General features: G+C 66.7%; 24 protein-coding genes and 1 tRNA gene. 2 read left to right on the forward strand and 23 right to left on the reverse strand.

Going from position 1 to position 20928, the window contains the following annotated elements; genetic code table 11:
• Window positions 1–29: 29 nt before the first annotated feature.
• The 21 genes from ACXU4B_RS01850 to ACXU4B_RS01950 all read right to left on the reverse strand — a co-directional run bounded on the left by ACXU4B_RS01850 (window position 30) and on the right by ACXU4B_RS01950 (window position 17856).
• Window positions 30–115: transfer RNA gene (locus ACXU4B_RS01850), tRNA-Leu, on the reverse strand.
• 25 nt (window positions 116–140) lie between these two features.
• Entirely contained in the window at window positions 141–719 is a 579-nt protein-coding gene (locus tag ACXU4B_RS01855; RefSeq protein WP_131407228.1) for a cysteine dioxygenase family protein, read from the reverse strand.
• A 67-nt stretch (window positions 720–786) separates the two neighbouring features.
• Window positions 787–1890 (reverse strand): homoserine O-acetyltransferase MetX, encoded by a 1104-nt coding sequence (metX, locus tag ACXU4B_RS01860; RefSeq protein ID WP_131407230.1) that lies wholly within the window; start codon window positions 1888–1890, stop codon window positions 787–789.
• Complete coding sequence (locus ACXU4B_RS01865) at window positions 1890–2930, reverse strand: tetratricopeptide repeat protein (protein ID WP_131407232.1); 1041 nt, start codon at window positions 2928–2930, stop codon at window positions 1890–1892. Before ACXU4B_RS01865 ends, metX begins: the two co-directional genes overlap by 1 nt.
• Window positions 2927–3379, reverse strand: a complete 453-nt coding sequence (locus ACXU4B_RS01870; RefSeq protein ID WP_131407234.1) for a cytochrome c-type biogenesis protein — start codon at window positions 3377–3379, stop codon at window positions 2927–2929. The genes ACXU4B_RS01865 and ACXU4B_RS01870 overlap by 4 nt, the downstream gene beginning before the upstream one ends.
• Window positions 3379–3921, reverse strand: a complete 543-nt coding sequence (locus tag ACXU4B_RS01875; protein ID WP_131407236.1) for a DsbE family thiol:disulfide interchange protein — start codon at window positions 3919–3921, stop codon at window positions 3379–3381. The genes ACXU4B_RS01870 and ACXU4B_RS01875 overlap by 1 nt, the downstream gene beginning before the upstream one ends.
• Window positions 3918–5891, reverse strand: coding sequence for a heme lyase CcmF/NrfE family subunit (locus ACXU4B_RS01880; RefSeq protein WP_131407238.1), 1974 nt, complete (start codon window positions 5889–5891; stop codon window positions 3918–3920). Before ACXU4B_RS01880 ends, ACXU4B_RS01875 begins: the two co-directional genes overlap by 4 nt.
• The gene (ccmE, locus tag ACXU4B_RS01885; RefSeq protein ID WP_131407240.1) at window positions 5888–6355 is read right to left on the reverse strand and encodes a cytochrome c maturation protein CcmE; all 468 of its coding nucleotides are present in this window, start codon (window positions 6353–6355) and stop codon (window positions 5888–5890) included. The genes ACXU4B_RS01880 and ccmE overlap by 4 nt, the downstream gene beginning before the upstream one ends.
• Before the next feature lie 20 nt (window positions 6356–6375).
• Window positions 6376–6576 (reverse strand): heme exporter protein CcmD, encoded by a 201-nt coding sequence (gene ccmD, locus ACXU4B_RS01890; RefSeq protein WP_131407242.1) that lies wholly within the window; start codon window positions 6574–6576, stop codon window positions 6376–6378.
• A complete protein-coding gene (locus ACXU4B_RS01895; RefSeq protein ID WP_131407244.1) occupies window positions 6573–7373 on the reverse strand; it encodes a heme ABC transporter permease in 801 nt (266 codons plus the stop codon). Before ACXU4B_RS01895 ends, ccmD begins: the two co-directional genes overlap by 4 nt.
• 5 nt (window positions 7374–7378) lie before the next feature.
• Window positions 7379–8065 (reverse strand): heme exporter protein CcmB, encoded by a 687-nt coding sequence (gene ccmB, locus ACXU4B_RS01900; RefSeq protein ID WP_131407246.1) that lies wholly within the window; start codon window positions 8063–8065, stop codon window positions 7379–7381.
• Complete coding sequence (ccmA, locus tag ACXU4B_RS01905; protein ID WP_131407248.1) at window positions 8062–8712, reverse strand: cytochrome c biogenesis heme-transporting ATPase CcmA; 651 nt, start codon at window positions 8710–8712, stop codon at window positions 8062–8064. The genes ccmB and ccmA overlap by 4 nt, the downstream gene beginning before the upstream one ends.
• Window positions 8713–8836: 124 nt before the next feature.
• Window positions 8837–9253: a DUF3293 domain-containing protein gene (locus tag ACXU4B_RS01910; RefSeq protein WP_131407250.1), complete on the reverse strand. Its 417-nt coding sequence runs from the start codon at window positions 9251–9253 to the stop codon at window positions 8837–8839.
• On the reverse strand, window positions 9246–10649 hold the full coding sequence (locus tag ACXU4B_RS01915; protein ID WP_131407252.1) for an FAD-dependent oxidoreductase: 1404 nt from the start codon (window positions 10647–10649) through the stop codon (window positions 9246–9248). Before ACXU4B_RS01915 ends, ACXU4B_RS01910 begins: the two co-directional genes overlap by 8 nt.
• A 127-nt stretch (window positions 10650–10776) precedes the next feature.
• Window positions 10777–11538 (reverse strand): acetoacetyl-CoA reductase, encoded by a 762-nt coding sequence (gene phbB / locus ACXU4B_RS01920; RefSeq protein ID WP_131407254.1) that lies wholly within the window; start codon window positions 11536–11538, stop codon window positions 10777–10779.
• Window positions 11539–11640: 102 nt separating this feature from the next.
• The gene (gene phaR / locus ACXU4B_RS01925; protein ID WP_131407257.1) at window positions 11641–12123 is read right to left on the reverse strand and encodes a polyhydroxyalkanoate synthesis repressor PhaR; all 483 of its coding nucleotides are present in this window, start codon (window positions 12121–12123) and stop codon (window positions 11641–11643) included.
• 106 nt (window positions 12124–12229) lie between these two features.
• Window positions 12230–13783, reverse strand: coding sequence for a DHA2 family efflux MFS transporter permease subunit (locus ACXU4B_RS01930; protein ID WP_131407260.1), 1554 nt, complete (start codon window positions 13781–13783; stop codon window positions 12230–12232).
• 18 nt (window positions 13784–13801) lie between these two features.
• Window positions 13802–15004, reverse strand: a complete 1203-nt coding sequence (locus ACXU4B_RS01935) for an HlyD family secretion protein (RefSeq protein ID WP_131407262.1) — start codon at window positions 15002–15004, stop codon at window positions 13802–13804.
• Entirely contained in the window at window positions 14991–16502 is a 1512-nt protein-coding gene (locus tag ACXU4B_RS01940; protein ID WP_131407264.1) for an efflux transporter outer membrane subunit, read from the reverse strand. Before ACXU4B_RS01940 ends, ACXU4B_RS01935 begins: the two co-directional genes overlap by 14 nt.
• Window positions 16499–16996 (reverse strand): MarR family winged helix-turn-helix transcriptional regulator, encoded by a 498-nt coding sequence (locus tag ACXU4B_RS01945; protein WP_458910826.1) that lies wholly within the window; start codon window positions 16994–16996, stop codon window positions 16499–16501. Before ACXU4B_RS01945 ends, ACXU4B_RS01940 begins: the two co-directional genes overlap by 4 nt.
• A gap of 95 nt (window positions 16997–17091) precedes the next feature.
• Window positions 17092–17856 (reverse strand): TatD family hydrolase, encoded by a 765-nt coding sequence (locus ACXU4B_RS01950; protein WP_131407269.1) that lies wholly within the window; start codon window positions 17854–17856, stop codon window positions 17092–17094.
• 139 nt (window positions 17857–17995) lie between these two features.
• Between ACXU4B_RS01950 and ACXU4B_RS01955 the strand changes: the two genes are divergently transcribed.
• Both ACXU4B_RS01955 and ACXU4B_RS01960 read left to right on the forward strand, forming a co-directional pair.
• The gene (locus tag ACXU4B_RS01955; protein ID WP_131407271.1) at window positions 17996–18589 is read left to right on the forward strand and encodes a glycine zipper 2TM domain-containing protein; all 594 of its coding nucleotides are present in this window, start codon (window positions 17996–17998) and stop codon (window positions 18587–18589) included.
• Between the two features lie 11 nt (window positions 18590–18600).
• Complete coding sequence (locus tag ACXU4B_RS01960) at window positions 18601–19053, forward strand: outer membrane lipoprotein (RefSeq protein ID WP_131407273.1); 453 nt, start codon at window positions 18601–18603, stop codon at window positions 19051–19053.
• 69 nt (window positions 19054–19122) lie between these two features.
• Here ACXU4B_RS01960 and ACXU4B_RS01965 read toward each other — a convergent pair whose 3' ends face one another.
• Both ACXU4B_RS01965 and ygfZ read right to left on the reverse strand, forming a co-directional pair.
• Window positions 19123–19557, reverse strand: coding sequence for a cell wall hydrolase (locus ACXU4B_RS01965; protein ID WP_240733986.1), 435 nt, complete (start codon window positions 19555–19557; stop codon window positions 19123–19125).
• A gap of 469 nt (window positions 19558–20026) precedes the next feature.
• Window positions 20027–20926 (reverse strand): CAF17-like 4Fe-4S cluster assembly/insertion protein YgfZ, encoded by a 900-nt coding sequence (ygfZ, locus tag ACXU4B_RS01970; RefSeq protein WP_240733987.1) that lies wholly within the window; start codon window positions 20924–20926, stop codon window positions 20027–20029.
• Between the last annotated feature and the right edge of the window lie 2 nt (window positions 20927–20928).

Below are 20928 nucleotides of genomic sequence, written 5' to 3' on the forward strand. Positions count from 1 at the left end.
CCGTGAGGCGAGCCTTTTTCTTCCAACAGTGGTACCGGTGATAGGACTCGAACCTACACGACATCGCTGCCAGTGGATTTTGAGTCCACCGCGTCTACCATTCCGCCACACCGGCACTGCAGCCGTCGATTATGCCGGGTTCAATGGACCGGGTCGAGCCCCAGCTGGCGATCGGTGCGCTGGTACTGGTCGTGGCCCAGTGGCTGGAACACCGCGCAATGCGTCATCTGGCCGGAGTAGATGTGCAGGCTCACCGCGATGGCGTCGTCGCTCGGGTTGCGGATGGTGTGGTACTCGTGCGGCGGGATCAGGCTGCCGGCGGAACCGGGGCCGGCCTGGATCGAGCCGACGGGCTGGAAGCGGTAATGGCCGTCTTCGTCCTCAAGGCGCTCGTACTGCACTACCTCGAGCGCACCGCTCCATACGCCTTCCACGCACCACATGCCGCAGTGGTCGTGGATCGGCGTGCCCTGGCCGGGACCCCAGGTCATGGCCACCACGCAATAGCCGTGCTCGTCGCTGCGGTACAGCTCGCGACGGGCGTAGCGGCCTTCGGCGGTCTCGAACACGCACTCGGGCAGCTTCACTTCCTGGCTGCGGATAAGCCGGCAAAGGCTGTTACGCAGGCTGTCGGTGACGGCGCGCGTCGAGTCCTGCGCCACGGCGGCATCGATGGCGTCGATCAATTGGCGGGAGCCGGGAAATTCCAGGGTAAGCATGACGTTCTCGGGTTGCGGTTCTGCTGGCCCATCTTAACAGCGTGTCCCGGGGCCGGCGGCCATGGGATCACAGTCTGGCGAGGAAGCCGCCGATGGCGCGGCTGTAGTTGGGGATATCGACCAGGAAGGCATCGTGACCCTGGGGCGAATCGAGTGCCACGAACTCCACCGCGGCGCCGGCGGCGCGCAGGCCTTCGGCAATCTGCTCCTGCTGCTCCAGCGGGAACAGGATGTCGGTACTGACGCCGATCACCATGGCCTGTTCGATGCGAATGCGCCGGAGGCCTTCCATGATGCTGCCTTCGCCATATTCGGCGATGTCGAACCAATCGCTGGCGCGCGACAGGTACAGGTAGCTGTTCGGATCGAAGGTGTGCACGAAGCGTTGCGCATGGCCTTCGAGGTAGGACTCCACTTCGAACTCGAGGCCGAACGGGTTGTCGTCGCGTTGTTCCGGATCGAGCCGGATGCGTGCGAAGCGACCGTTCCATTCCATCGCCGAGCGGTAGGTGATCACGCCGAGCTTGCGCGCGATGCTCATGCCGTCCTCGGGATAGCTGTCGGCGTCGTAGCGGCCGTGGTTCCAGTGCGGGTCCAGCCGGATCGCCTCGCGTTGCAGCGAGCGGATGGCGATGGCGAACGGCTGCGCCTGCGGCGCCGTGTCCACGCTGATGTGGGCGCGTACGCTACCAGGGTGCAGCACCATGTAGGCCAGCGCGCTCATGCCGCCCATGGAGCAGCCGATCAGGCAGGCCAGCTGTTCGATGCCCAGCCCGCTCACCGCGGCATGCGCGGCGTTGGCGACGTCTTCGAGCGAGAGTTCGGGGAAGTCCAGCCGGTAGGGTTCGCCCGTGGCCGGATTGACCGAAGCCGCGCAGGTGGAACCCTTGTCGCTGCCGAGCGAATTCACGCAGATGACGAACCAGCGCGAGCTGTCGATCGCCTTGCCCGGGCCGATCATCGCCTCCCACCAGCCGGCAGACGGGTCTTCCGCGTTGGAGGCGGCATGTGCGCTGGGCGACAGGCCGGTGAGGATGAGCACGGCATTGTCACGTGCCGGGTTCAGCTCGCCCCAGGTCTCGAAGGCAACGCGGGCCCCGTGGAGTTCGCCGCCCCGCTTCATCGCAAAGGGCGAGGGCAGGGCGAAATACCGGCGCGCGTCGCGATTCATCAATGAACCTTGTCGATGCTGATCTTGATGGGAGTTTGCGTATTGACGTCGACCACGCCGGCGCTGCCCTCCAGGTCGCCGGCTTGCGCCATCGCCTGGCCACTCTTGCTGATGCGCGCACCGACGAACACGCGCGGCACCGAGGATAGTTTGAGCTGGGGCGTCATGCCCATGGCGTCGGTGAGCGTGACCGTGGCGGGCAGGGCCATCGCGTCGAGCCTGGCCACGGCCAGCGGCATCGGCGGGCCCTGTTCGGCCCGCGCATAGACAAACAGCGTGTCGCCGGAGGCGAGCTTGTCCTTGAGCGCGGGCGCCAGGCTCACCTGCACCTGCAGGGCGGGTCCGGCGGGCGTGTCGGCTGCCGGCGCGGTTTCGCCCCGGCCGCTCGCGCGTGCGTCGGCCACGGCAATCTGTTCGGTCACGGCCTTGGCGACGGCGGAGCCCGGGTCGAGCATCGGCTGCAACTGGCGCCAGGTGGCCGCGGCCTGCGCAAACTGGTCGTGCTGGAACTGGCCGATGCCGAGCAGCCAGAGGCCGCGCTGGCTTTGCGGATCGAGCTTCACGGCTCGCTCCAGCAATGCCTGCGCGCGCCCTTCGATGCGATGGTCCTCGCGGGCCAGCGAATCGGTTTCCGCCCAGCCGACCATGGCCACGCTGTTGTCCGGATCAATCCGCAACACCTGGTCGTAGGCGTCGCGCGCCTCGGCGGGGCGACGCATGACGCTGTAGGTCTGCGCCAGCAGCAACCAGCCCTGCAGGTCATCCGGTTTCCCGGCGAGGTGGCTTTTCAGTTCGGCGACGGCCTGGTCGATGCTCATGTCGCGGTTGGGCGGCTGCACGCCATCGAGGGCAACCGGCGTGCCAATGGCCAGGTACAGGCCAACGGCGGCCAGCGGCAGCGCGAAAGCGAGCGCCATCGCCAGCATGAAAATGCTGCGCGAGCGGCCCTGCCGGCGACCGTGGCGCACCAGCGGCAGCAACAACAGCACCAGCGCCCCGGCAATCATCACCGCGGCGATCAGATAGAAAGCCAGTTTCACCAGTCGTCCCCTTCGTCGGTCGGCTTGTCATCCACGCCGGCGGGCGGGGCAATGCGGCTGCGCTTGCGCACGGTGAACACAACGACCACGGCACCGGCGAGCAGGATGGCGAGCGGACCGAACCACAACAACATCGTGCTGGTCTTCACCGGCGGGTCGTACAGCACGAAATCCGAATAACGATCGACCAGGTACTGCTTGATCTGGTCATCGCTCTTGCCCGACTGCATCAGGTCGAACACCTCGTGGCGCAGGTCGCGGGCGAGGTCGGCATTGGAGTCGGCGAGATTCTCGTTCTGGCACACCAGGCAACGCAGTTCACGCGTGAGGTTCTGGAAGCGGACTTCCTGCGCGTGATCCTTGAACGGCAGCGGATCGATGGCCTGCGCGGTCGCCGTGCCGGCGATCACCAGCAGCGTGACGAGCAAGCAGCGGAGCAGCGCGCGCATCACGGCGCCTCCTTGCGGAGCGCGGCGATCGCGGGCTTGAGTTCCTTTTCGATCACTTCCGGCGTGAGGGGACCGATGCGCTTGTAGCGAATGATGCCCTTGGCATCGACGAGGAAGCTTTCCGGTGCGCCGTACACGCCGAAGTCGATGGCCGTGCGGCCTTCCTGGTCGACGATGACCATGTCATAGGGATTGCCGTGTCGCGACAGCCACGCCTTGGCGTCTTCCGGCGCATCCTTGTAGTTGTAGCCCACCAGCGGCACGCCGATGGACTTGCCGTCGGTCATCAGCACCGGGTGCTCTTCGCCGCAGGCGACGCACCAGCTGGCGAATACGTTGATGAGATAGGGCTTGCCCAGCATGGCGTCGCGGCTGACGGTCTGCGCGGGATCTTCCAGCCGGGGCAGCACGAAGGCCGGCGCGGGCTTGTTGATCAGGGGCGAGGGGACTTCGCGCTGGTCGTGCTGGGTGTTCCACCAGATGCCAAAGCCGAACAGCGCGACCAGCAGGAGGAAGCCGAAGAACGGGATCAGGCGGCTCATGCGCGCGATTCCTGCAGCACGCCGGCCGGCTCGGCGGCGGCTTCCGCCACGCGCTTGGTGCGGAAGCGACGATCGGCGGCGGCGAAGAAGCCGCCCAGCATCATCAGCAGGCCACCGGCCCAGATCCAGCGCACGAACGGCTTGTCGTAGAGGCGCAGCGCCCACGCGCCCTCGGGCTGGCTGCGGTCCATCGGTTCGCCCAGGGCGACGTAGAGATCGCGGAAAAGCCCGGGGTCGATCGCCGATTCCGTCTGCACCTGTCCACGCAGGTAGGTGCGCTTCTGCGGATGCATCACCGCGATCTCGCTGCCGTTGCGCATCACCGTGACCGTGCCCTGGTCACCTTGCCAGTTCGGCCCGCGCGTCTGCTGCACGCCGTCGAAACGGAAATCGTAGCCGCCGATGCTTTCGGTCTGGCCCGGTGACAGCCGCACGTCGCGCTCGACGCTCAGTGCATTGGTGAGCAGGACGCCGGCGAGGAAGACACCGACGCCAAAATGGGCCAGCAGCATGCCGGCCATCTCCGCCGGGTAGCGGCGGCCAGCGGGCATCTCGCGCCAGCGCTTGATCACATAGAGCAGGGTGCCGAAACCGCACCATACCGCCGCTGCCGTGCCGGCAATGGCTCTGGCCGCGCCGTCGGTGATGATGGCCGCCGCGATCGCGCACGCGGCTGCGGCCAGTGCGGCGCGCCACAGCACGCCCTTGAGCAGCGCAGGCTCGCCCTTGCCCCAGCGCAGGTAGGGACCGAACGGCAGCAGCAGCACGACCGGCAACATCAGCAGGGTGAACAGGAAGCCGAAATACGGCGGGCCCACCGAGATCTTGCCCAGGTTCAGCGCATCGCCGAGCAGCGGGAACAGCGTGCCCAGCAGCACCATCGCCGCGGCCACCGTGAGCATCAGGTTGCCGATGAGGATCGCGGTCTCGCGCGAGACGACGCCGAACGGCTTGCCGCCGGCCACCTTCGGCGCGCGCAGCGCATACAGCAGCAGCGAGCCGCCGACCACCACGGCGAGGAAGCACAGGATGAACAGGCCGCGCTTCGGGTCCGACGCAAACGCATGCACCGACGTCAGCACGCCCGAGCGCACCAGGAAGGTCCCCAGCAGCGACAGCGAAAACGCGAAGATCGACAGCAGGATGGTCCATGCGCGCAGGCCACCGCGCTTCTCGGTGACCGCCTGCGCGTGAATCAGCGCGGCACCCACCAGCCACGGCATGAAGCTGGCGTTCTCCACCGGATCCCAGAACCACCAGCCGCCCCAGCCCAGCTCGGCGTACGCCCACCAGCTGCCGGCCACGATGCCGGCGGACAGGAAGGCCCAGGCCACGTTGGTCCACGGCCGAGCCCAGCGCACCCATGCCTGTTCCAGCTCACCGCCCAACAGTGCGGCGATGGAGAACGCGAACGCCACCGAGAAGCCCACATAGCCCATGTACAGCACGGGCGGGTGGAAGGTCATGCCCGGGTCCTGCAGCACGGGGTTGAGGTCGCCACCGTCGGCAGGCATCGGCAGCATGCGTGCGAACGGATTGGAGGTGAAGATGATGAAGGCGAGGAAGCCCACCGCGACCAGGCCGAGCACGCCCAGCACGCGGGCCACGAAGACCTCGGGCAGACGGCGGCTGAGGATCGCCAGCGCCAGGGTCCACAGGTTGAGGATGAAGATCCACAGCAGCAGCGAGCCTTCATGCGCGCCCCACACCGCGGCCACGCGGTAGTACCAGGGCAGGGCGAGGTTGGAATTGTCGGCCACGTACTGGACCGAGAAATCGAACTGCAGGAACGCCCACACCAGCAGGCCGAAGGCCATCGCCACGAATACCGCCTGACCGGCCGCGGCCGGGCGCGCCACCGCCATCAGCGCGCGGCTGCCACGCCAGGCGCCGATCAGGGGCAGCACGCCCTGCGCGAATGCCAGCAGCAGCGCGAGGATCAGCGCAAGTTGGCCAAGTTCGGGTGTCATTGCGGTTTGTCCTGGCCGGCGGCCTCGTTGACCTGCTTGCCCTGGTGCGCCTTGGCCATGGCGTCCTTCAGCTCCTTGGGCATGTAGGTTTCGTCATGCTTGGCCAGCACTTCGGTGGCGATGAAGCGGGCGTTGTCCATGTGGCCGGTGGCGATCACCGACTGGTTGTCGCGGAACAGGTCCGGCAGAATGCCGGTGTATTCCACGGGCATCGAACCGTTGGCATCGATCACGGTGAAGGTGACCTTCAGCGAATCGCTCGCGCGCTGGATCGAGCCGGCCTTGACCATGCCGCCCAGGCGGAAATTCCGGTAGCTGCCAGCTTCGCCCGACTGCACCTGGCTGGGGGTAAACAGGTAGTTCATGTTTTGCTGGAGAGCGAACACCGTCAGCCCGATCGCCACGGCGGCTGCCGCGATCACGATGAGGACGATGGTGAGCCTGCGCTTGCGGGTGGGATTCATGATGACTCGGTGAGTGCCGCTCAAGGTGGTGATGGGTTGCGTTGCTGGCGCGCGCCCTGTCGCGCCATGCGGGCACGCAGCTCGCGCAGGTCGCGACGGCGGCGCAGGCCCGGGCTGAGGTAGTCGGCGATCAGCACGACGAAGAACACGGCATAGGCCGGCCACACATACGCGGCGTAACCGCCCATCGCGATGAAGCTGCTCCACGAGAAGCCGTTCATGGGCGACGCTCCGGCCTGGCCGCGCCGGCGCCTGGGGCCGCGGTGCTTCCCTGCGCTTGCGCGATCTGGCGCACCCAGTCCTTGCCGCTTTCCATCGCCAGCAGGTCGGTGCGCACGCGGCCGAACAGGCTCGCGATGTAATAGAACTTGGTGGCCGCCATCATGGTCAGCAGCGGCCACAGCATGTCGCCGGTCATCTTCGACGGCCCGAGGATGCGGATGGTGGAGCCCTGGTGCAGGGTGTTCCACCAGTTCACCGAGAAATGCACGATTGGCACGTTGATGATGCCGATGATGGCGAGGAAGGCGGCGGCGCGCGCGCCCTGGCGACGATCCTCGAACGAGTGGTACAGGCCGATCACGCCCAGGTACAGGAACAGAAGTACCAGCTCGGAGGTCAGGCGGGCGTCCCACGTCCACCATGTGCCCCACATGGGCTTGCCCCACAACGAGCCGGTGACCAGAGTGATGAAAGTGAAGGCGGCGCCGATCGGCGCCGATTCCATCGCCACCACTTCGGCCAGCTTGATGCGCCACACCAGTGAGATGAACGAGGCGACGGCCATCAGGCCGTAGATGAACAGGCCCATCCAGGCACAGGGCACGTGGATGAAGATGATGCGGTACGCGTCGCCCTGCTGGTAATCGGCAGGCGCCATCACCAGCCCGCCGTAGAGCGCAATCGCGCCCAGCAGCAGCGCCAGGCCCATGGCCCAGGGGCGCAACGTGCCGGCGAAACGATAGAAGTTCGGCGGCGAGCTGAGCTTGTGAACCCAGAGCGGGATCCAGTTGGCCATAAAGTTCAGGCGTCCAAGGCGATTCGGAGGGCGGTGGCGCAGGCCAGCGGTGCCAGCACCAGGGCCATGACCAGTGCCGCGCCCAGCCAGGCAATGGGCGCGAGCCATGGCAGCCCCTGTTGTGCCGCGGCGACAGCGCCGGCGGCAAAGATCACTACCGGCACGCAAAGCGGCAGCAGCATCAGGGCCAGCAGCATACCAGAGCGCCGGGTGCCGGCTGTCAGCGCCACCAGCACGGCGCCCAGCAGGCTGAGCAGCGGCGTGGCGAGCAGCAGCGCATAGACCAGCACGGGCATGACCGCCGTCGGCAGGTGCAGCATGCCGGCCAGCAGCGGCGAGATCACGATCAACGGCAGGGCCGTGGTGATCCAGTGGGCGAGGATCTTCATGCCCATCATCAATGCCAGCGGTTGCGGCGCCAGCATCAGCTGCTCGAGCGAGCCGTCCTCGATGTCGCTGCGGAACATCGCATCGAGCGCCAGCAGCATGGCCAGCAGCATGGTCACCAGCACGATGCCGCCGGCAATGCGCTGCAGCAGCGCGTCTTCGGGACCCAGCGCGAACGGGAACAGGGTGATCACGATCAAGGCATACAGCACCGGCATGACGATATCGCCACGGCGGCGCCAGGCCAGGGTGAGGTCGCGGCGCAGCACGGCGGCGCAGGCGGAGGCGAGCGGCGCATGGCTCATGCGTGCATGCGCACCCGTTTCGGCTCACCGCCCAGGAAACTCACCGCGCCATGGCTGGTCACCAGCGCGGCGCCGCCCCGTGAGGCGTGGTCGGCGAGCAGCCGATTGACCAGCTCGATGCCGGTGCGGTCGAGGTTGGCGTAGGGCTCGTCCAGCAGCCACAGCGTGGCCGGCAGCAGCAGCAGGCGGGCCAGCGCGGCGCGCTTTTTCTGGCCGGCTGACAGGCGGCGCACCGGCTCGTCCTCGTAGCCGGACAGGCCGATGTCGACCAGCACGCCCTCGATGCTGCCGCCGTCGCGCACGCCGTAGGTGCCTGCGGCAACCGCGAGATTCTCGCGCGCACTGAGATCGGATTTCAGGCCCAGGTGATGGCCGAGGAACAGCGTGTCGCCCAGGTGTTCCTCGCGGCGCCACGGCTGGCCGCGCCACTGCAGCTCGCCTTCGTCGATGTGCAGCAGGCCGGCGAGAATGCGCAGCAGGGTGGTCTTGCCACTGCCGTTGTCGCCCTCGACCAGCGCCACCTCGCCCGCGCGCAGGCAAAAATCCAGCGGGCCGAACACCGGTTCGTCCAGGCGATAAAAGGAGAGCGCCCGGGCTTCCAGCAGCACATCCTGCGGGATAGGGGCGACAGCGGACAGGGCAGTCATGACGGGATTGTCCGCAATGGCTGGCGCGCTTGTCCATGCGGCGCGCTGCCGCCAGGCGGTTCGGGCCTGGTGGACCGTGCCGACGGAGCGTGCAAGGCGGGGTCTGCTGCCGGTCCGACCTGCATCACGGCCACGACAGCAGGCGCAGCCCGGCGGGCCCGTCGCCGACCCCGTGCACGTAGCCGAGTTGCCCGAAACGCCGGGCGAGCTGGTCGAGTGCGTCCGTCGGGGGGCCGACCACGAGCAGGCTCGGTTCCTTCCAGCCGTTGCTGCCCACGCCCAGGCCTACGGAGACGCCTAGCGTGTCCGCTCGTTGCCGCAGCGCGCTCAGCAGTTGCCGCTGGGCCTGCCGGTTCGCCTCGCGTGAGCGAGGCTGCGAGCGCGGGTTCCACGCCGTGATGAAACCCCAGGGCCGCGGGCCGACGAGCTGACGCAGCGGGGCCGGCAAGGGGAGGTCGATGCGGATGCTGGCGCTGCCGCCGCCGGCCAGGCGCACCCGGTAATCCGTGGCCCGGAAGGCGGCGAGCAGGTGTTCATCCATGCCGCAGGTCGGGCAAGGGCGGCAGGGTGGCGCGGAGCGTGGCGACCGCGGCGTCCAGGTCAACCGAGCTTGCCTGCGCCGAGCCGCGCAGCAATTGCTGCAACAGCTCGTCCTGCGCCCGTCCGCGCTCGTACGCATAGACGTACGGCAGGTGCGTGAAGGTGACCATGCGATAGCGGGCCATGAAATGCTGCGGCGCGCGTTCGGCCAGCAAGGCGCCCAGCTCACGCTTGGCGAGATAGTGCGGATCGGCCACCGAGTCGCGCATCTCCACGTAGTTTTCCAGCGCCATCGCGGCAATGGCGTCCGCATTCGGCTGGCGGATGCGCTGGAACTCGGCAAAGGCGCGGGCGGTGTCGCCCGGCGACTCGGCCAGAAGGGAGGCCAGCACCACGGTGTCCTCGAACCCGCAGTTCATGCCTTGCCCGTGGAACGGCACGATGGCGTGCGCGGCATCGCCCACCAGCAACGCCCGTCCGTCCAGGTGCCAGCGTTGCAGGTAAAGCGTAGAGAGTGTGCCGACCGGGTGGCCGTCGTAGTCGGCGGCAAAATCGGGGATCAGCGGCAGCAGGTCCGGAAAGTCGTCCTGGAAGAAGTCGCGTGCCGCCTGCGCCTGCGGAATCGTGGCAAAGCTCGGGTGCGCGCCCCTGGCCGGCAGGAACAGGGTGACGGTGAAGCTGCCCTCGGTATTGGGCAGGGCAATGCACATGTAGCCGCCGCGCGGCCAGATGTGCAGCGCATGCGGCTCCAGCGCGAACTGGTCATGGCCGCCGCTGTCGCCAACGAGCGCCGTGGGCAGCGTGCCCGCGGGTGGGATCTCCAGCTCCTTGTAGGCGTGACCCAGCGATTCCACCCGCTCGCCCAGCGGGGCATGCGCATTCATGGCGGCGCGCAGCGCCGATCCGGCGCCGTCGGCGCCGATCACCACCGGGGCGGCGACGTCGCGTTCCACGCCCGCTTCATCGGCAAGGCGGATGCGCCCGGCATCGAAATCGGCATGTACCAGCGACTGGCCGAAGTGGAAGCGCACGCCGGCCGCTTCGGCCGCGTCGAGCAGCAACATGTTGAGCGCGCCGCGCGAGACCGACCAGATCACCTCGCTGTCGTCCACGCCGTAGCGCTGCAGGCCGGAGCGGCCGTCGCGCGTGTGCACCATGCGGCCGCGCATCATCACGGCGCGCCTGAGCACGTCCTCGGCCAGGCCGGCCTGGCGCAAGGCCTGCAGGCCACGCTCGGCCAGGGCGAGATTGATGGATCGTCCACCGGTGAAGCCGGCAATCCGCGGGTCGGGCCGCTTCTCGTACACATCCACGACGAACCCGCGTCCAGCGAGCTGTTGCGCGAGCAGGGCGCCAACCAGGCCGCCGCCGATAAGGGTGATCGAAGGTTGCGTCATGCCGCTCCCGAGGCTCTTGCTGCCGGTGATGGATGCACGTCGTCGTGCGATTCCTGCAAGCGTAGCGTGAGTGCGCCGCCGGTGGTGACGCGCCCGCAGCATGAGCGCGCCAATTCCACGCGGTGCCTCAGAAACTCATGAAATAGCCACCGTTCACCGGCAGGTTCGCGCCGGTGATGTAGCCGGCATCGTCGGCGGTGAGGAAGCGCACGGCGCGGGCGATGTCGCCCGGCGAGCCGAGGCGGCCGACCGGGATGTCGGCGATGATCTGCTCACGGATATCCGTCGGCACCGCGGCGACCAGGGCGGTGTCGCAGTAACCCGGCGAGACGGTGTTCACCGTGATGCCCTTGCGGGCCGTCTCGCGCGCCAGCGCCATGCCGAAGCCATGGACGCCGGCCTTGGCGGCGGAATAGTTGGTCTGGCCGAACTGGCCGGTCTGCCCGTTCACCGAGCTGAGGTTCACGATGCGGCCAAAGCCGCGCGCGCTCATGCCTTCAACCACGTTGCGGCAGGTATTGAACACGCCGTCGAGGTTCACCCGCATCAGCTCGTGCCATTGCTGCGGGGTCATCTTGCGCAGGCTGGTGTCACGGGTGATGCCGGCGGCGTTGACCAGGATGTCGACGCTGCCGTGGCGCTGCTCCACCCGGCCGATCAACTCCGCGCAGCCATCGAAATGGCTGACGTCGCCGGGCTCGAACACCACCGCGCCATCGAGGTCGGCCAGTTCGTGCCGGAAGGCCTCCAGGCGCTCCGTGCGCCCGGCCAGGTCGACGGCGATCACCTGTCGGCCGGCCTGCGCCAGCTGGCGGCAGATTTCCGTGCCGAGGCCGCCCAGGCCTCCGGTCACGATGGCAACGCGCGGGCTATTTGCGGAGGAGGTCATGCGGGTTCCATGCACGGCCATGCCGCAGGGCAGCACATGCTGTACCGCAGCGGCAGGTGGGATTAAGGGAGGCCGGTGCCGACGGGCACCGGCCGGATGGGATCAGCCAGGCTTCTTGCCGCCGCGTGGCGTCTGCGCCTGGGCGGCGGAGTCGATCAGGCCGCGCTGCATGTTGCGCCAGGCTTCCATGTTGCGTTCGGTCAGCTCGTTCAGCATCGACCACGGCGTCTGGCCGAGCAGGCTGTTGAGCTGGGTCCGGAACTGCTGTTGCTGGTCCAGGAAGACCTGCAGGCTGCGCTCCAGATAAGGCCCCATGAAGCCCTGCAGCGAATCGCCGTAGAAGCGGATGATCTGGCTGAGCAGCTGGGGCGAGAGCATCGGCTGCCCCTTCTCCTCGTGCTCGGAGATGATCTGCAGCAGGACCGAGCGGGTCAGGTCCTCGCCGCTCTTGGCGTCGCGAACCTCGAAGGTTTCGCCGTCCAGGACCAGCTGGCGGACCTCTTCCAGCGTGATATAGCTGGAGATCTCCGTGTCATAGAGCCGGCGGTTCGGGTACTTCTTGATGGTGCGGATAGTTTGTGCCATGCGGCACAAACTAGCAGAAGGTATTGCGCCGCACCAGTCGCCCAAGTGGTATTCAATTGCTGCACCCCGGATCGCAGCAAAGGCAAGCCGGAACAGGCATCTGTCCTCAGTGGCCCATCGCCCCGCTGGCGCTGCCGAACGGCGGTTTGGCGAACCAGAGCACCGGAATCAGCAGCAGGAACAGGATGGCGCACATCCAGAAAACGTCGTTCACCGCCAGGGTCAGGGCTTCCCGCGTCACCAGCTGGTCGATCAGGCCCAGGGCCTGCTGGTGGGACAGGCTGGTGTGCGACAGCTGTTGCACGAACTGCGTGGCTGCCGGCTGGCCGGGACTCACGTATTCGGTCAGCGTGGCATGGTGGAGTTCGCCGCGGTGCTGCCACAGGGTCACCGTCACCGCCGTGGAGACGCTCGATCCCAGCGTGCGGAAGAAGTTGGACAGGCCCGAGGCGCTGGCGATTTCCGAGGCGGGCAGGCCGGACAGGTAGATCTGGTTGAGCGGGATGAAGAAGCACGGGATGGCCATGCCCATGATGAAGCGTGGCAGCACCAGCGTGCTGAACGAGGCACTGCTGTCGAAGGTGGAGAACCAGTAGGACGTCGCCGCGAACACCACGAAGGCAAACGTCACCACCATGCGCAGGTCGAGCCGGTGCAGGTTGCGGCCCAGGATCGGCGCGAGCAGGAAGGCGAGCACGCCGACCGGTGCGCTGGCCAGGCCGGCCCAGGTGGCGGTGTAGCCGATGGTGGTCTGCAGCCAGAGCGGAAACACCACGTTGATGCCGAAGAAGGCAAACATGCCCAGCGACAGGCTGGTCACGCCCACGGTGAAATTACGCTGCCTGAACAGCGAAAGATCGACCACCGGGTGCCTGGCGTGAAGCTCCCATACCACCAGGAAGGTCAGGCAGAGCAGGGCAATGATGCCCAGCGTGGTGATCATCGGCGAGGCGAACCAGTCGTTGTCGTTGCCGTTGTCCAGCATGAACTGCAGGCAGCCCACGCCAAGCACCAGCAGGCACAGGCCGATGGCATCGATCGGTGCCTTGAAGGTTTTGGTCTCGCGCTTGTGCAGCAGGGTCCAGGTGATGATGCCCGCCAGCAGGCCGACGGGCAGGTTGATATAGAAGATCCACGGCCACGAGAAGTTGTCGGTAAGCCAGCCGCCGAGGATCGGGCCGAAGATCGGGGCGACCACCACCGTCATCGCCCACAGCGCGAGTGCGATGCCCTGTTTCGCCTTGGGATAGCTCGACAGCAACAGGGTGAGCGACAACGCCACCATCGGGCCGGAGCCGGCGCCCTGCATCAGGCGCGCGAACACCAGCATCGGCATGCTGGTGGCCAGGCCGCACAGCATCGAGAACACCACGAACAGCAACACCGAGACCACGAAGGTGCGCACCTCGCCGAAACGGCGCGCGATCCAGCCGGTCAGCGGCTGCATGATCGCGCTGGCCAGCGAATAGGAGCTGATGGTCCAGGTGCCTTCGCTGGCGCTCACGCCAAGGCTGCCCGAGATGTGGGGCACGGCAACGTTGACGATGGTCATGTCCAGCACCTCCATGAAGGTGCTGAACGCGACGGCGATGGTCAGCAGGACAAGCGCGCTGCCATGCAGCGGCTCGAGCGGCTGGACGTCGTTGGGTGTGGAGGCCATGGTCGGTGGGGTCGCCGGTCAGTTCGCGCTGCGCTGGCCCAGGTTGGCCTGGATGATCTTCTCGGCCTCCGCGTCGGCCTTGCTGGCCATCTGCTCGTAGACATCCGTCTGCGCCACCGGCTGGCCGTTGTTGGCGGGCGCCATCACCGGGCCCCGGTCATCGGAAATGTCGACTTTGACATCGGTGGACAGGCCCACGCGCAACGGATGCTGGTCGAGTTCCTTGTCATCCAGGGCAATGCGAACCGGTACGCGCTGCACGACCTTGATCCAGTTGCCGGTGGCGTTCTGGGCCGGCAGCAGCGAGAACACGCTGCCGGTGCCGGCACCCAGTCCGGCCACCTTGCCGTGGTACTCGACGCTGCCGCCGTAGACATCGGTTTCGATCTTCACCGGCTGGCCGACGCGAATGTGGCGCAGCTGGTTTTCCTTGAAGTTCGCATCCACCCACAGGTTGTGCAGGGGCACCACCGTCATCAGCTGCTGGCCCGCCTGCACGCTGTTGCCTACCTGCACGCTGCGCTGGGCAACGTAGCCGGTGACCGGCGCATAGATCGCGTTGCGCTGCGCGGCAACCCACGCCGCGCGGAAGTTGGCGCGGGCCTGCATGACCGCCGGGTTGTTGGCGACATCGGTGCCCTCGACCGAGGCATGCGACGCAGCCGATTGCGCTTGGGCGGCGTTCAACGCGGCCTGCGCCTGTTCGACGGCATCGCGCAGATGCTGCACGGTCTCCGGCGCTTCGGCCTGCTCGGCGATCAGCGGCAGGCGACGGGCAAGATCCGCCTGTGCCTTCTTGAGGTCGACGCGGGCATTGGCGACCTGGGCCAGGCTGCTGGAGGCCGTTTCGGTCTGCTGGCGCACTTGCCGCACCGTCTGCGCGAGCGCACTGCTGACCTGCTGCAGGCGAACGTCGGCATCGGTGTTGTCGAGCTTCACCAGCACCTGTCCGGCTTCCACGCGCTGCGTGTCGTCGGCGAGGATGGCCACGACCGTACCGGGCACCTGCGCGGAGATCGCCACCTGGTTGCCGCCCACATAAGCGTTGTCGGTGCTCTCGCGGGTGGAGAACACGAACACCCACAGCAACACCCAGATCAGTGCGATCGCAATGAAGATGGAGGCCACGATCAGCAGCGCGCGACGGCGCTTGGCCGGATCCTTGGCGGCCATGCCGCTGTCATTGTCCTGCGGTTTGGCAGCGGAATCAGTGGCGCTCATGAACGGCGTCTCCGGCAAGGTTCGTGGGTGGGGTGGGGGAGGAAGCGTCGCTGGACGCCTGGCCGGGGGCTGCGGCGCGATAACCGCCGCCCAGCGCCTTGATCAGCGCAATATCGGTGGACAGCGCCTGCGCCTGCAGGTTGATGGCGGTGTCACGCTGCTGCAGCAGTTGCGCCCGGGCGCCCAGCGATTCGCGGATGTCGCGAACACCCTGGCGGCTGCGCGCCTGTGCGCTGGCGAGCAGCCGTTGGTCGGCGGCCACCTGGGTGGCCTGCTCGGTGCGGCGTCCGGCGATCTGCTGGGCGGTGAGGCTTTGCGTGGCGACGTCGCGCGCGGCCCCCAGCACGGTGCTGTTGTACTGCGCCACGGCGGCATCGAGCTGCGCCTTGCTGACGCCGTAATTGGCCTTGAGCAGACCGTTGGTGAAAATGGGCAGGTGCAGCGCCGGGGCCAGCGCAAACACGCGGCTGCCGGCACTGAGGAACTTGTCCATGTCGATGCTGGACAGGCCCGCCATCGCGCTGATGCTGATGTCGGGGAAAAATTCCGCGCGGGCCACGTCGGTCTGGCGCAAGGCCGATTCCACCTGCCAACGGCTGGCGGCGATATCCGGGCGGCGCGCGATCAGGTCCACGCCCACGTTGTCCGGCAGGCCGTTGCCCAGGGCGGGCAGGGGACGGGGCTGTAACGGAGGCAGCTCGGACGGCGACACGCCCAGCAGGCTGGCCAGGGCGGCGAGGCGGATCTTCGCCGACCCTTCCAGCGCCACCTGCAGTTCGCGGCTCGCGGCCAGTTGCGCCGTCGCCGTCTGCGCCGTGTCGGGAAGGTCCACGCCCTGGCGCACGCGCAGTCCCGCCAGATGTGCCAGTTGCTCCTGGTTCGCCACGGCGTCGCGCGCAACGGCAAGGCGCGCCTCGTCCGCGAGCCAGCCGAAGTAGGTGTCGGCGACGCTGCCCTGGATGCTCAGTGCCGCTGCGCTGTGTTGCGCTTCGGCCATGTGGGCCTGGTCCACGGCAGCCTCGATCGCGGCGCGCTGCTTGCCCCACCAGTCGAAATCGTATTGCGCCTGCACGCCGAGGTCCGCCTGGTTGTACCAGGTGAAGCCGAGGAACTTGGGCGGGATCAGCCCGGTTTCGCTCAGGCGCTGGCGCTGGAATTGAGCGTTTCCGCCGACGGTAAGCCCGGCCTGGGCCGCGGCAATGCGGATCGACTGCTGGGCGGCATCGACCCGCGCACGCGCCTGTTCGAGATCGGGAGAGCCCTTCATCGCCTGGGTCATCAGCGCGTCGAGCTGGGGATCGTTGTACTGGCGCCACCACTCCGCTTCCGGCCAGCCGGCGCCGGCGGGAACCTGCAGTCCCGCGAGCGGTACATCGTCGCGAATGGGCGGGTGATCCAGCCGGGCGGGAATGGCGCATCCGGCGACGGCGAGCGCGATGGCGCCCGCCAGCGTCGCGGTACGGCCGACACCCCGGTGTATCAGGAAGCGAGAGGTCATGGACGACGGTCCGATTGAGTGAGCGTGTCGATATTGAGTGCGACCTGCCGCAGCAGGCGGTCGAGCGTGCGCTTGTCGCTGGTGCTCAGTGACGCGAATGCACCCAGCACGCGGGGAAACAGTGGTGGAAGGATCTTGCGCACGAGGCGCTTGCCGGCCGGCGTGATGCTCAGCAGGACCCGGCGGCGGTCTTCGGCGCTCGGTGCGCGTGTGACAAGCCCCGCCTTCACCAGCACGTTGGCGATCCGCGTCATGTTGGTGGGGCCTTGTTGCGCGTACTCGCACAGTTCGCCGGGCGTCGCGCTGCCCTGGGGGCTGCTGTAGATCAGCATCAGGGTGCGGAAGTCGCTGTCATTCAGGCCGTGGGGCTTGAGCGTGGCTTCCAGCTCGGTGAGCAAGGTGCCTCCCACCAGCAGCAGCAGGCGCGTGAGCCGCACTTCGGGCAAGGGGAGGTCGGGGATGCTTTCGCCCACGCGGGCGGTGCCGGCATCCATGAGCGCGAGGCATTCATGCAGTCTGGTCATTTCACTAAAGAATAGTTCGCCAGTGAACTAATAGGCTAGCATCGCGATCTGCCGACCCACAAGCGTCAGATACGGAATAGTCGCTTCGCGTTTGCCGTGGTCGTGGCGGCAATGGATGCCTCGCCTTCGTCGCGCAGCTGTGCGACGGCGGCAAGCACTTCGACGAGGTGCGCGGGCTCGTTGCGCTGGCCGCGCTGGCCCGCGCCAGGCTGGTCGGGGGAGTCCGTCTCCAGCATCAATCGCTCGATCGGCATGGTCGCCACGATATGGCGAAGGCGCTGGGCGCGCTCATACGTCACCGGGCCGCCAATGCCGATATGGAAGCCCATCTCCCACAGTCGCTCCGCCTGCTGCAGGCTGCCGGAAAAGCTGTGAACCACGCCGCGCAGCCCGCCCATGCGCTTCATGGTCGAGGTGACTTCGTCCATGGCCCGGCGCGCGTGCACGATGACCGGCAGGTCGAAATCCCGCGCGACGCGGAGCTGTCGCTGGAAGTAGTCGCGCTGCAGGCCGGGGTCCAGGCCTTCGACGAAAAAGTCGAGGCCGATCTCCCCCACGGCCACGGCGTGGTGGCCGTTCAAATGTGTGACGAGGTCGTCAACATGGGCGGGGCGATGCTGCGCCAGGAACATGGGGTGCAGGCCGTAAGCCGGATGCGCCTGCGGGTGGCTGGAACAAAGGGCCGCGATGCGGGGCCAGGAGGCGCGGTCGACGCCAGGCACGATGACGTGCCGGACGCCATGGCTGCTGGCGCGGGCAAACACGTCGTCGCGATCGGGGTCGAAACCGGCGTCGTCGACGTGGGCGTGGCTATCAGTGAGTTCGAGCACAGATGACTGCTTCCTGTCTCTGGAAAATGGCCAGCTTCGATCTAAGCGAATATTCAGTCATCGAAAGGTTCAATGGTTGCACGTTCGGATCGAATCAGGCGGAAGCGGGGTGCTCCGCCGATCCAGACAGGAGAGCATTATGAGCAGGTTGGTCGTTTCAGCGCTGAATCTTGGACTCAGCGCCGTACTTGTGTTTGGTCTGTCGGCCTGCAATCGCGAAGCGAATGCCGACGGTGGTGTGGGCGGCACGGCACAGCAGGGCTCCCAGCAGGGCACCCAGGACGGTGCCAAGTACGCTCGCGTGGTCAGTGTGACGCCGGTCCACGAGGCGGCCAGCGCGCCCCAGCAGGTGTGCCATGACGAGGTCGTGACCCAGCACAAGCCGGTGCAGGACACGCATCAGATCGCCGGTACGGCCATTGGCGCCGTCGCAGGCGGCCTGCTGGGCAACCAGATCGGCGGCGGCAAGGGCCGCACGCTTGCCACGGTGGCTGGCGCCGTGGGCGGTGGCTACGCCGGCCACGAGATCCAGGCGAACCACCAGCGCAACGCCACGACGCAGACCACGCAGCGCAAGTGTGAGACGGTGCAGGGCAATGGTGGTGACAAGGTCGTGGCTTACGACGTGAGTTACGAGTACAACGGCGTCACCCGTACTGTACGAATGGATCACGATCCGGGTGACAGGCTGCAGGTACAGGAAGGTGTGGTAGCCGTTTCCGACGCTCACTGAGGATTCACGCCATGCAGACATTGCTTAGACATTTGGCTGTCGTTGGATTGATTTCCGCTGTCGCGCTTGTTTCCGGGTGCGAGACGCCACCGCAGCGTCAAGTGACCTACAGCGGCAGTTCGAATCGTTGCGAGCAATGTGGCGTGGTCAGTGATGTCCGCCAGATCCAGGCCCAGAAGGAATCGTCGCCGCTTGGCATGGTCATCGGCGGCGTGGCGGGCGGCCTGCTCGGCAACCAGGTCGGCGGAGGCAGCGGCAAGACCCTTGCCACGGTGGCAGGCGCCGTCGCTGGCGGCGCCATCGGCAACCAGGTCGGCAAGAACAACAGCAGTCCCGATGTGGTCTGGCAGGTCACGGTCAAGCTCGACGACGGGCGTTACGCCACCGTGACGCAGGCGGCGGACCCGCAGGTCAGGCCGGGCGACTACGTACAGATCCGCAACAATCTGGTTTACAGGATGTAGCCATCCGGACGTCTGGACGTCCAAATAAAAAGGCCCTCGCAAGAGGGCCTTTTTTCATGCCATGGCCGGTCAGTTGACTGCGTAGAAGGCGTGGTCGCCGATGGTCTTCACGATGCGATGCGTGGACCACGCAGGTGACACGGCAAGCGTGGCAAAGTGGTCTGCCTGTGGCACGTAGACGGTGCGCTCGCCCTTGGGCAGGCTCCAGTTGTTGATGGAGTCGCCGGCGATCTTCCACGCCTTCGTCCACGAGTTGAGGTCGGTGACCTCGAAGTTGCTCGCCGTGGTAGTCAGCGCGAATTGTCGGGGCGAAGTCACGACCTTGCAGACACTGCCGCCCCAGGTGCCGCGATCACGGCGACGAAGGGCCACTTCGGCCACGGCGTACTGGCCGATGGTCGACTCGCTGCGTGCCTCGAGATACACCGTCGTGGCCAGGCAGGTCTGGTCCGCGAGGGGTTGTGGTAGCACGGACGCCAGCCACAAGAGCATGGAAAGTTTCATTGTCTGCCTCCAACGTGCTGTACGCATGAGGCCGATGCTGCTGGCTTCATTGCGCCGTTGCGGTGGACGGGCGGGCAGGCCGTTCCACCTGGATTGATCACGCCGAACCGAAACTTGTGTTCAGGCGGTTTGCCACGGGATTGTGGCCAGTCGAGCGGCTGATCCGGTGCCACTCTCGATTGTTCTGCTTGTTGTGCTGCAAAGGCATTGCTCGGGTACTAACGACCTCGTTGCCTGCAACTTCATCCGCGCCATGGGCGGCATGTACTCCGACATCGCTGTCGGGTCGCGCTGATCCGGACCCTTCCGGTTCGTCGCGTATATCGACACCCGTGGGCTGGGGGGCGTCATTCAATTCGTCGGCGGAGCCTAGTGGTGCATTTCACATCTGGCAAGTGCCTGACCATTCAGATTCACGTCGCGCTCACGTTGGCGTGACCGTGTCGCGAATCCTTGCGCATGCGAATCGTCAGGCGGGCCAGCTTTCTTCAACGAGCATCGTCATGTCGCCATCGACTGCAGTCAACGTGCCGTCTTTGAACTGTGAAGCGACGTCATCACCAATGATTGCGAGTGCCTCGATGCGCTGTGCGTCGGACGCCACATCGAGCAGTTGCGCAACCTCCTTGTCGCCATGGCGCAGCACGGTGCCCCCGGGCAAGGGTTGCGACAATACGACGCAATGCATATGCCGCTTGTGACCTCCGCGATAATGCAGTCGCGCGACGATTTCCTGGCCCGGATAGCAACCCTTGTCCACCGCAACGGCCTGCAAACGATGCAGCGACAGCGCGGGAGGAAGGCACTGTTGGAGCGCACTGTCGGGCAGCCACGGCCAGCCCGCGCGAACCTGCGGCAGCCGCCATGTGTTGTCGCTGCGTGCAGCGCCAATGACGAGGCTGTGTTCACCGCAGCCGAGGATGTAGGCATCACCTTCACGATGCACGGCGTAAGTCTCGCGTGCGGGACCGGTGCCCAGGGCGCGTGGTTCGTTCGCGGCAAGTTTCACTCGCGAGCGAAACACGAAACGGCGGAGTGCCTCTGCCATGGGTTCGGCCTCGCCGCCGCGCAGGAGCAGCAGGAGTACCTCGTCGTCGATGCGTGCAAGGTGGAACAGCGCGCGTACGCGTCCCTGTGCATCCAGCCACGCACTGAACTGCCAGCGCCCGACGTCGAGCTGCTCGACCTTGCTGCTGAATTGGGCCTGCGCGAACGCGATGGCGTCGGCACCTTCGATGAGCAGGGTTTGTGCGGAGTGAGATGTCGGCATACGCAGGGCGAAGTAGGGGCGGGGTATCCGTGACTCAAGTGTGCCGGAGTGGCTGGCAGACGTTGGGCCGGTCGTCAAGGTTGTGCTGAATTTACGCAAGT

This window comes from Dyella soli (assembly GCF_054482295.1).

What these genes read in the sequence shown, in the direction of transcription:
- ACXU4B_RS01855 (WP_131407228.1), bottom strand. Translation starts at nt 719, where the DNA reads ATGCTTACCCTGGAATTTCCCGGCTCCCGCCAATTGATCGACGCCATC.
- metX (WP_131407230.1), bottom strand. Translation starts at nt 1,890, where the DNA reads ATGAATCGCGACGCGCGCCGGTATTTCGCCCTGCCCTCGCCCTTTGCG.
- ACXU4B_RS01870 (WP_131407234.1), bottom strand. Translation starts at nt 3,379, where the DNA reads ATGCGCGCGCTGCTCCGCTGCTTGCTCGTCACGCTGCTGGTGATCGCC.
- ACXU4B_RS01875 (WP_131407236.1), bottom strand. Translation starts at nt 3,921, where the DNA reads ATGAGCCGCCTGATCCCGTTCTTCGGCTTCCTCCTGCTGGTCGCGCTG.
- ACXU4B_RS01880 (WP_131407238.1), bottom strand. Translation starts at nt 5,891, where the DNA reads ATGACACCCGAACTTGGCCAACTTGCGCTGATCCTCGCGCTGCTGCTG.
- ccmE (WP_131407240.1), bottom strand. Translation starts at nt 6,355, where the DNA reads ATGAATCCCACCCGCAAGCGCAGGCTCACCATCGTCCTCATCGTGATC.
- ccmD (WP_131407242.1), bottom strand. Translation starts at nt 6,576, where the DNA reads ATGAACGGCTTCTCGTGGAGCAGCTTCATCGCGATGGGCGGTTACGCC.
- ACXU4B_RS01895 (WP_131407244.1), bottom strand. Translation starts at nt 7,373, where the DNA reads ATGGCCAACTGGATCCCGCTCTGGGTTCACAAGCTCAGCTCGCCGCCG.
- ccmB (WP_131407246.1), bottom strand. Translation starts at nt 8,065, where the DNA reads ATGAGCCATGCGCCGCTCGCCTCCGCCTGCGCCGCCGTGCTGCGCCGC.
- ccmA (WP_131407248.1), bottom strand. Translation starts at nt 8,712, where the DNA reads ATGACTGCCCTGTCCGCTGTCGCCCCTATCCCGCAGGATGTGCTGCTG.
- ACXU4B_RS01910 (WP_131407250.1), bottom strand. Translation starts at nt 9,253, where the DNA reads ATGGATGAACACCTGCTCGCCGCCTTCCGGGCCACGGATTACCGGGTG.
- ACXU4B_RS01915 (WP_131407252.1), bottom strand. Translation starts at nt 10,649, where the DNA reads ATGACGCAACCTTCGATCACCCTTATCGGCGGCGGCCTGGTTGGCGCC.
- phbB (WP_131407254.1), bottom strand. Translation starts at nt 11,538, where the DNA reads ATGACCTCCTCCGCAAATAGCCCGCGCGTTGCCATCGTGACCGGAGGC.
- phaR (WP_131407257.1), bottom strand. Translation starts at nt 12,123, where the DNA reads ATGGCACAAACTATCCGCACCATCAAGAAGTACCCGAACCGCCGGCTC.
- ACXU4B_RS01930 (WP_131407260.1), bottom strand. Translation starts at nt 13,783, where the DNA reads ATGGCCTCCACACCCAACGACGTCCAGCCGCTCGAGCCGCTGCATGGC.
- ACXU4B_RS01935 (WP_131407262.1), bottom strand. Translation starts at nt 15,004, where the DNA reads ATGAGCGCCACTGATTCCGCTGCCAAACCGCAGGACAATGACAGCGGC.
- ACXU4B_RS01940 (WP_131407264.1), bottom strand. Translation starts at nt 16,502, where the DNA reads ATGACCTCTCGCTTCCTGATACACCGGGGTGTCGGCCGTACCGCGACG.
- ACXU4B_RS01945 (WP_458910826.1), bottom strand. Translation starts at nt 16,996, where the DNA reads ATGGATGCCGGCACCGCCCGCGTGGGCGAAAGCATCCCCGACCTCCCC.
- ACXU4B_RS01955 (WP_131407271.1), top strand. Translation starts at nt 17,996, where the DNA reads ATGAGCAGGTTGGTCGTTTCAGCGCTGAATCTTGGACTCAGCGCCGTA.
- ACXU4B_RS01960 (WP_131407273.1), top strand. Translation starts at nt 18,601, where the DNA reads ATGCAGACATTGCTTAGACATTTGGCTGTCGTTGGATTGATTTCCGCT.
- ACXU4B_RS01965 (WP_240733986.1), bottom strand. Translation starts at nt 19,557, where the DNA reads ATGAAACTTTCCATGCTCTTGTGGCTGGCGTCCGTGCTACCACAACCC.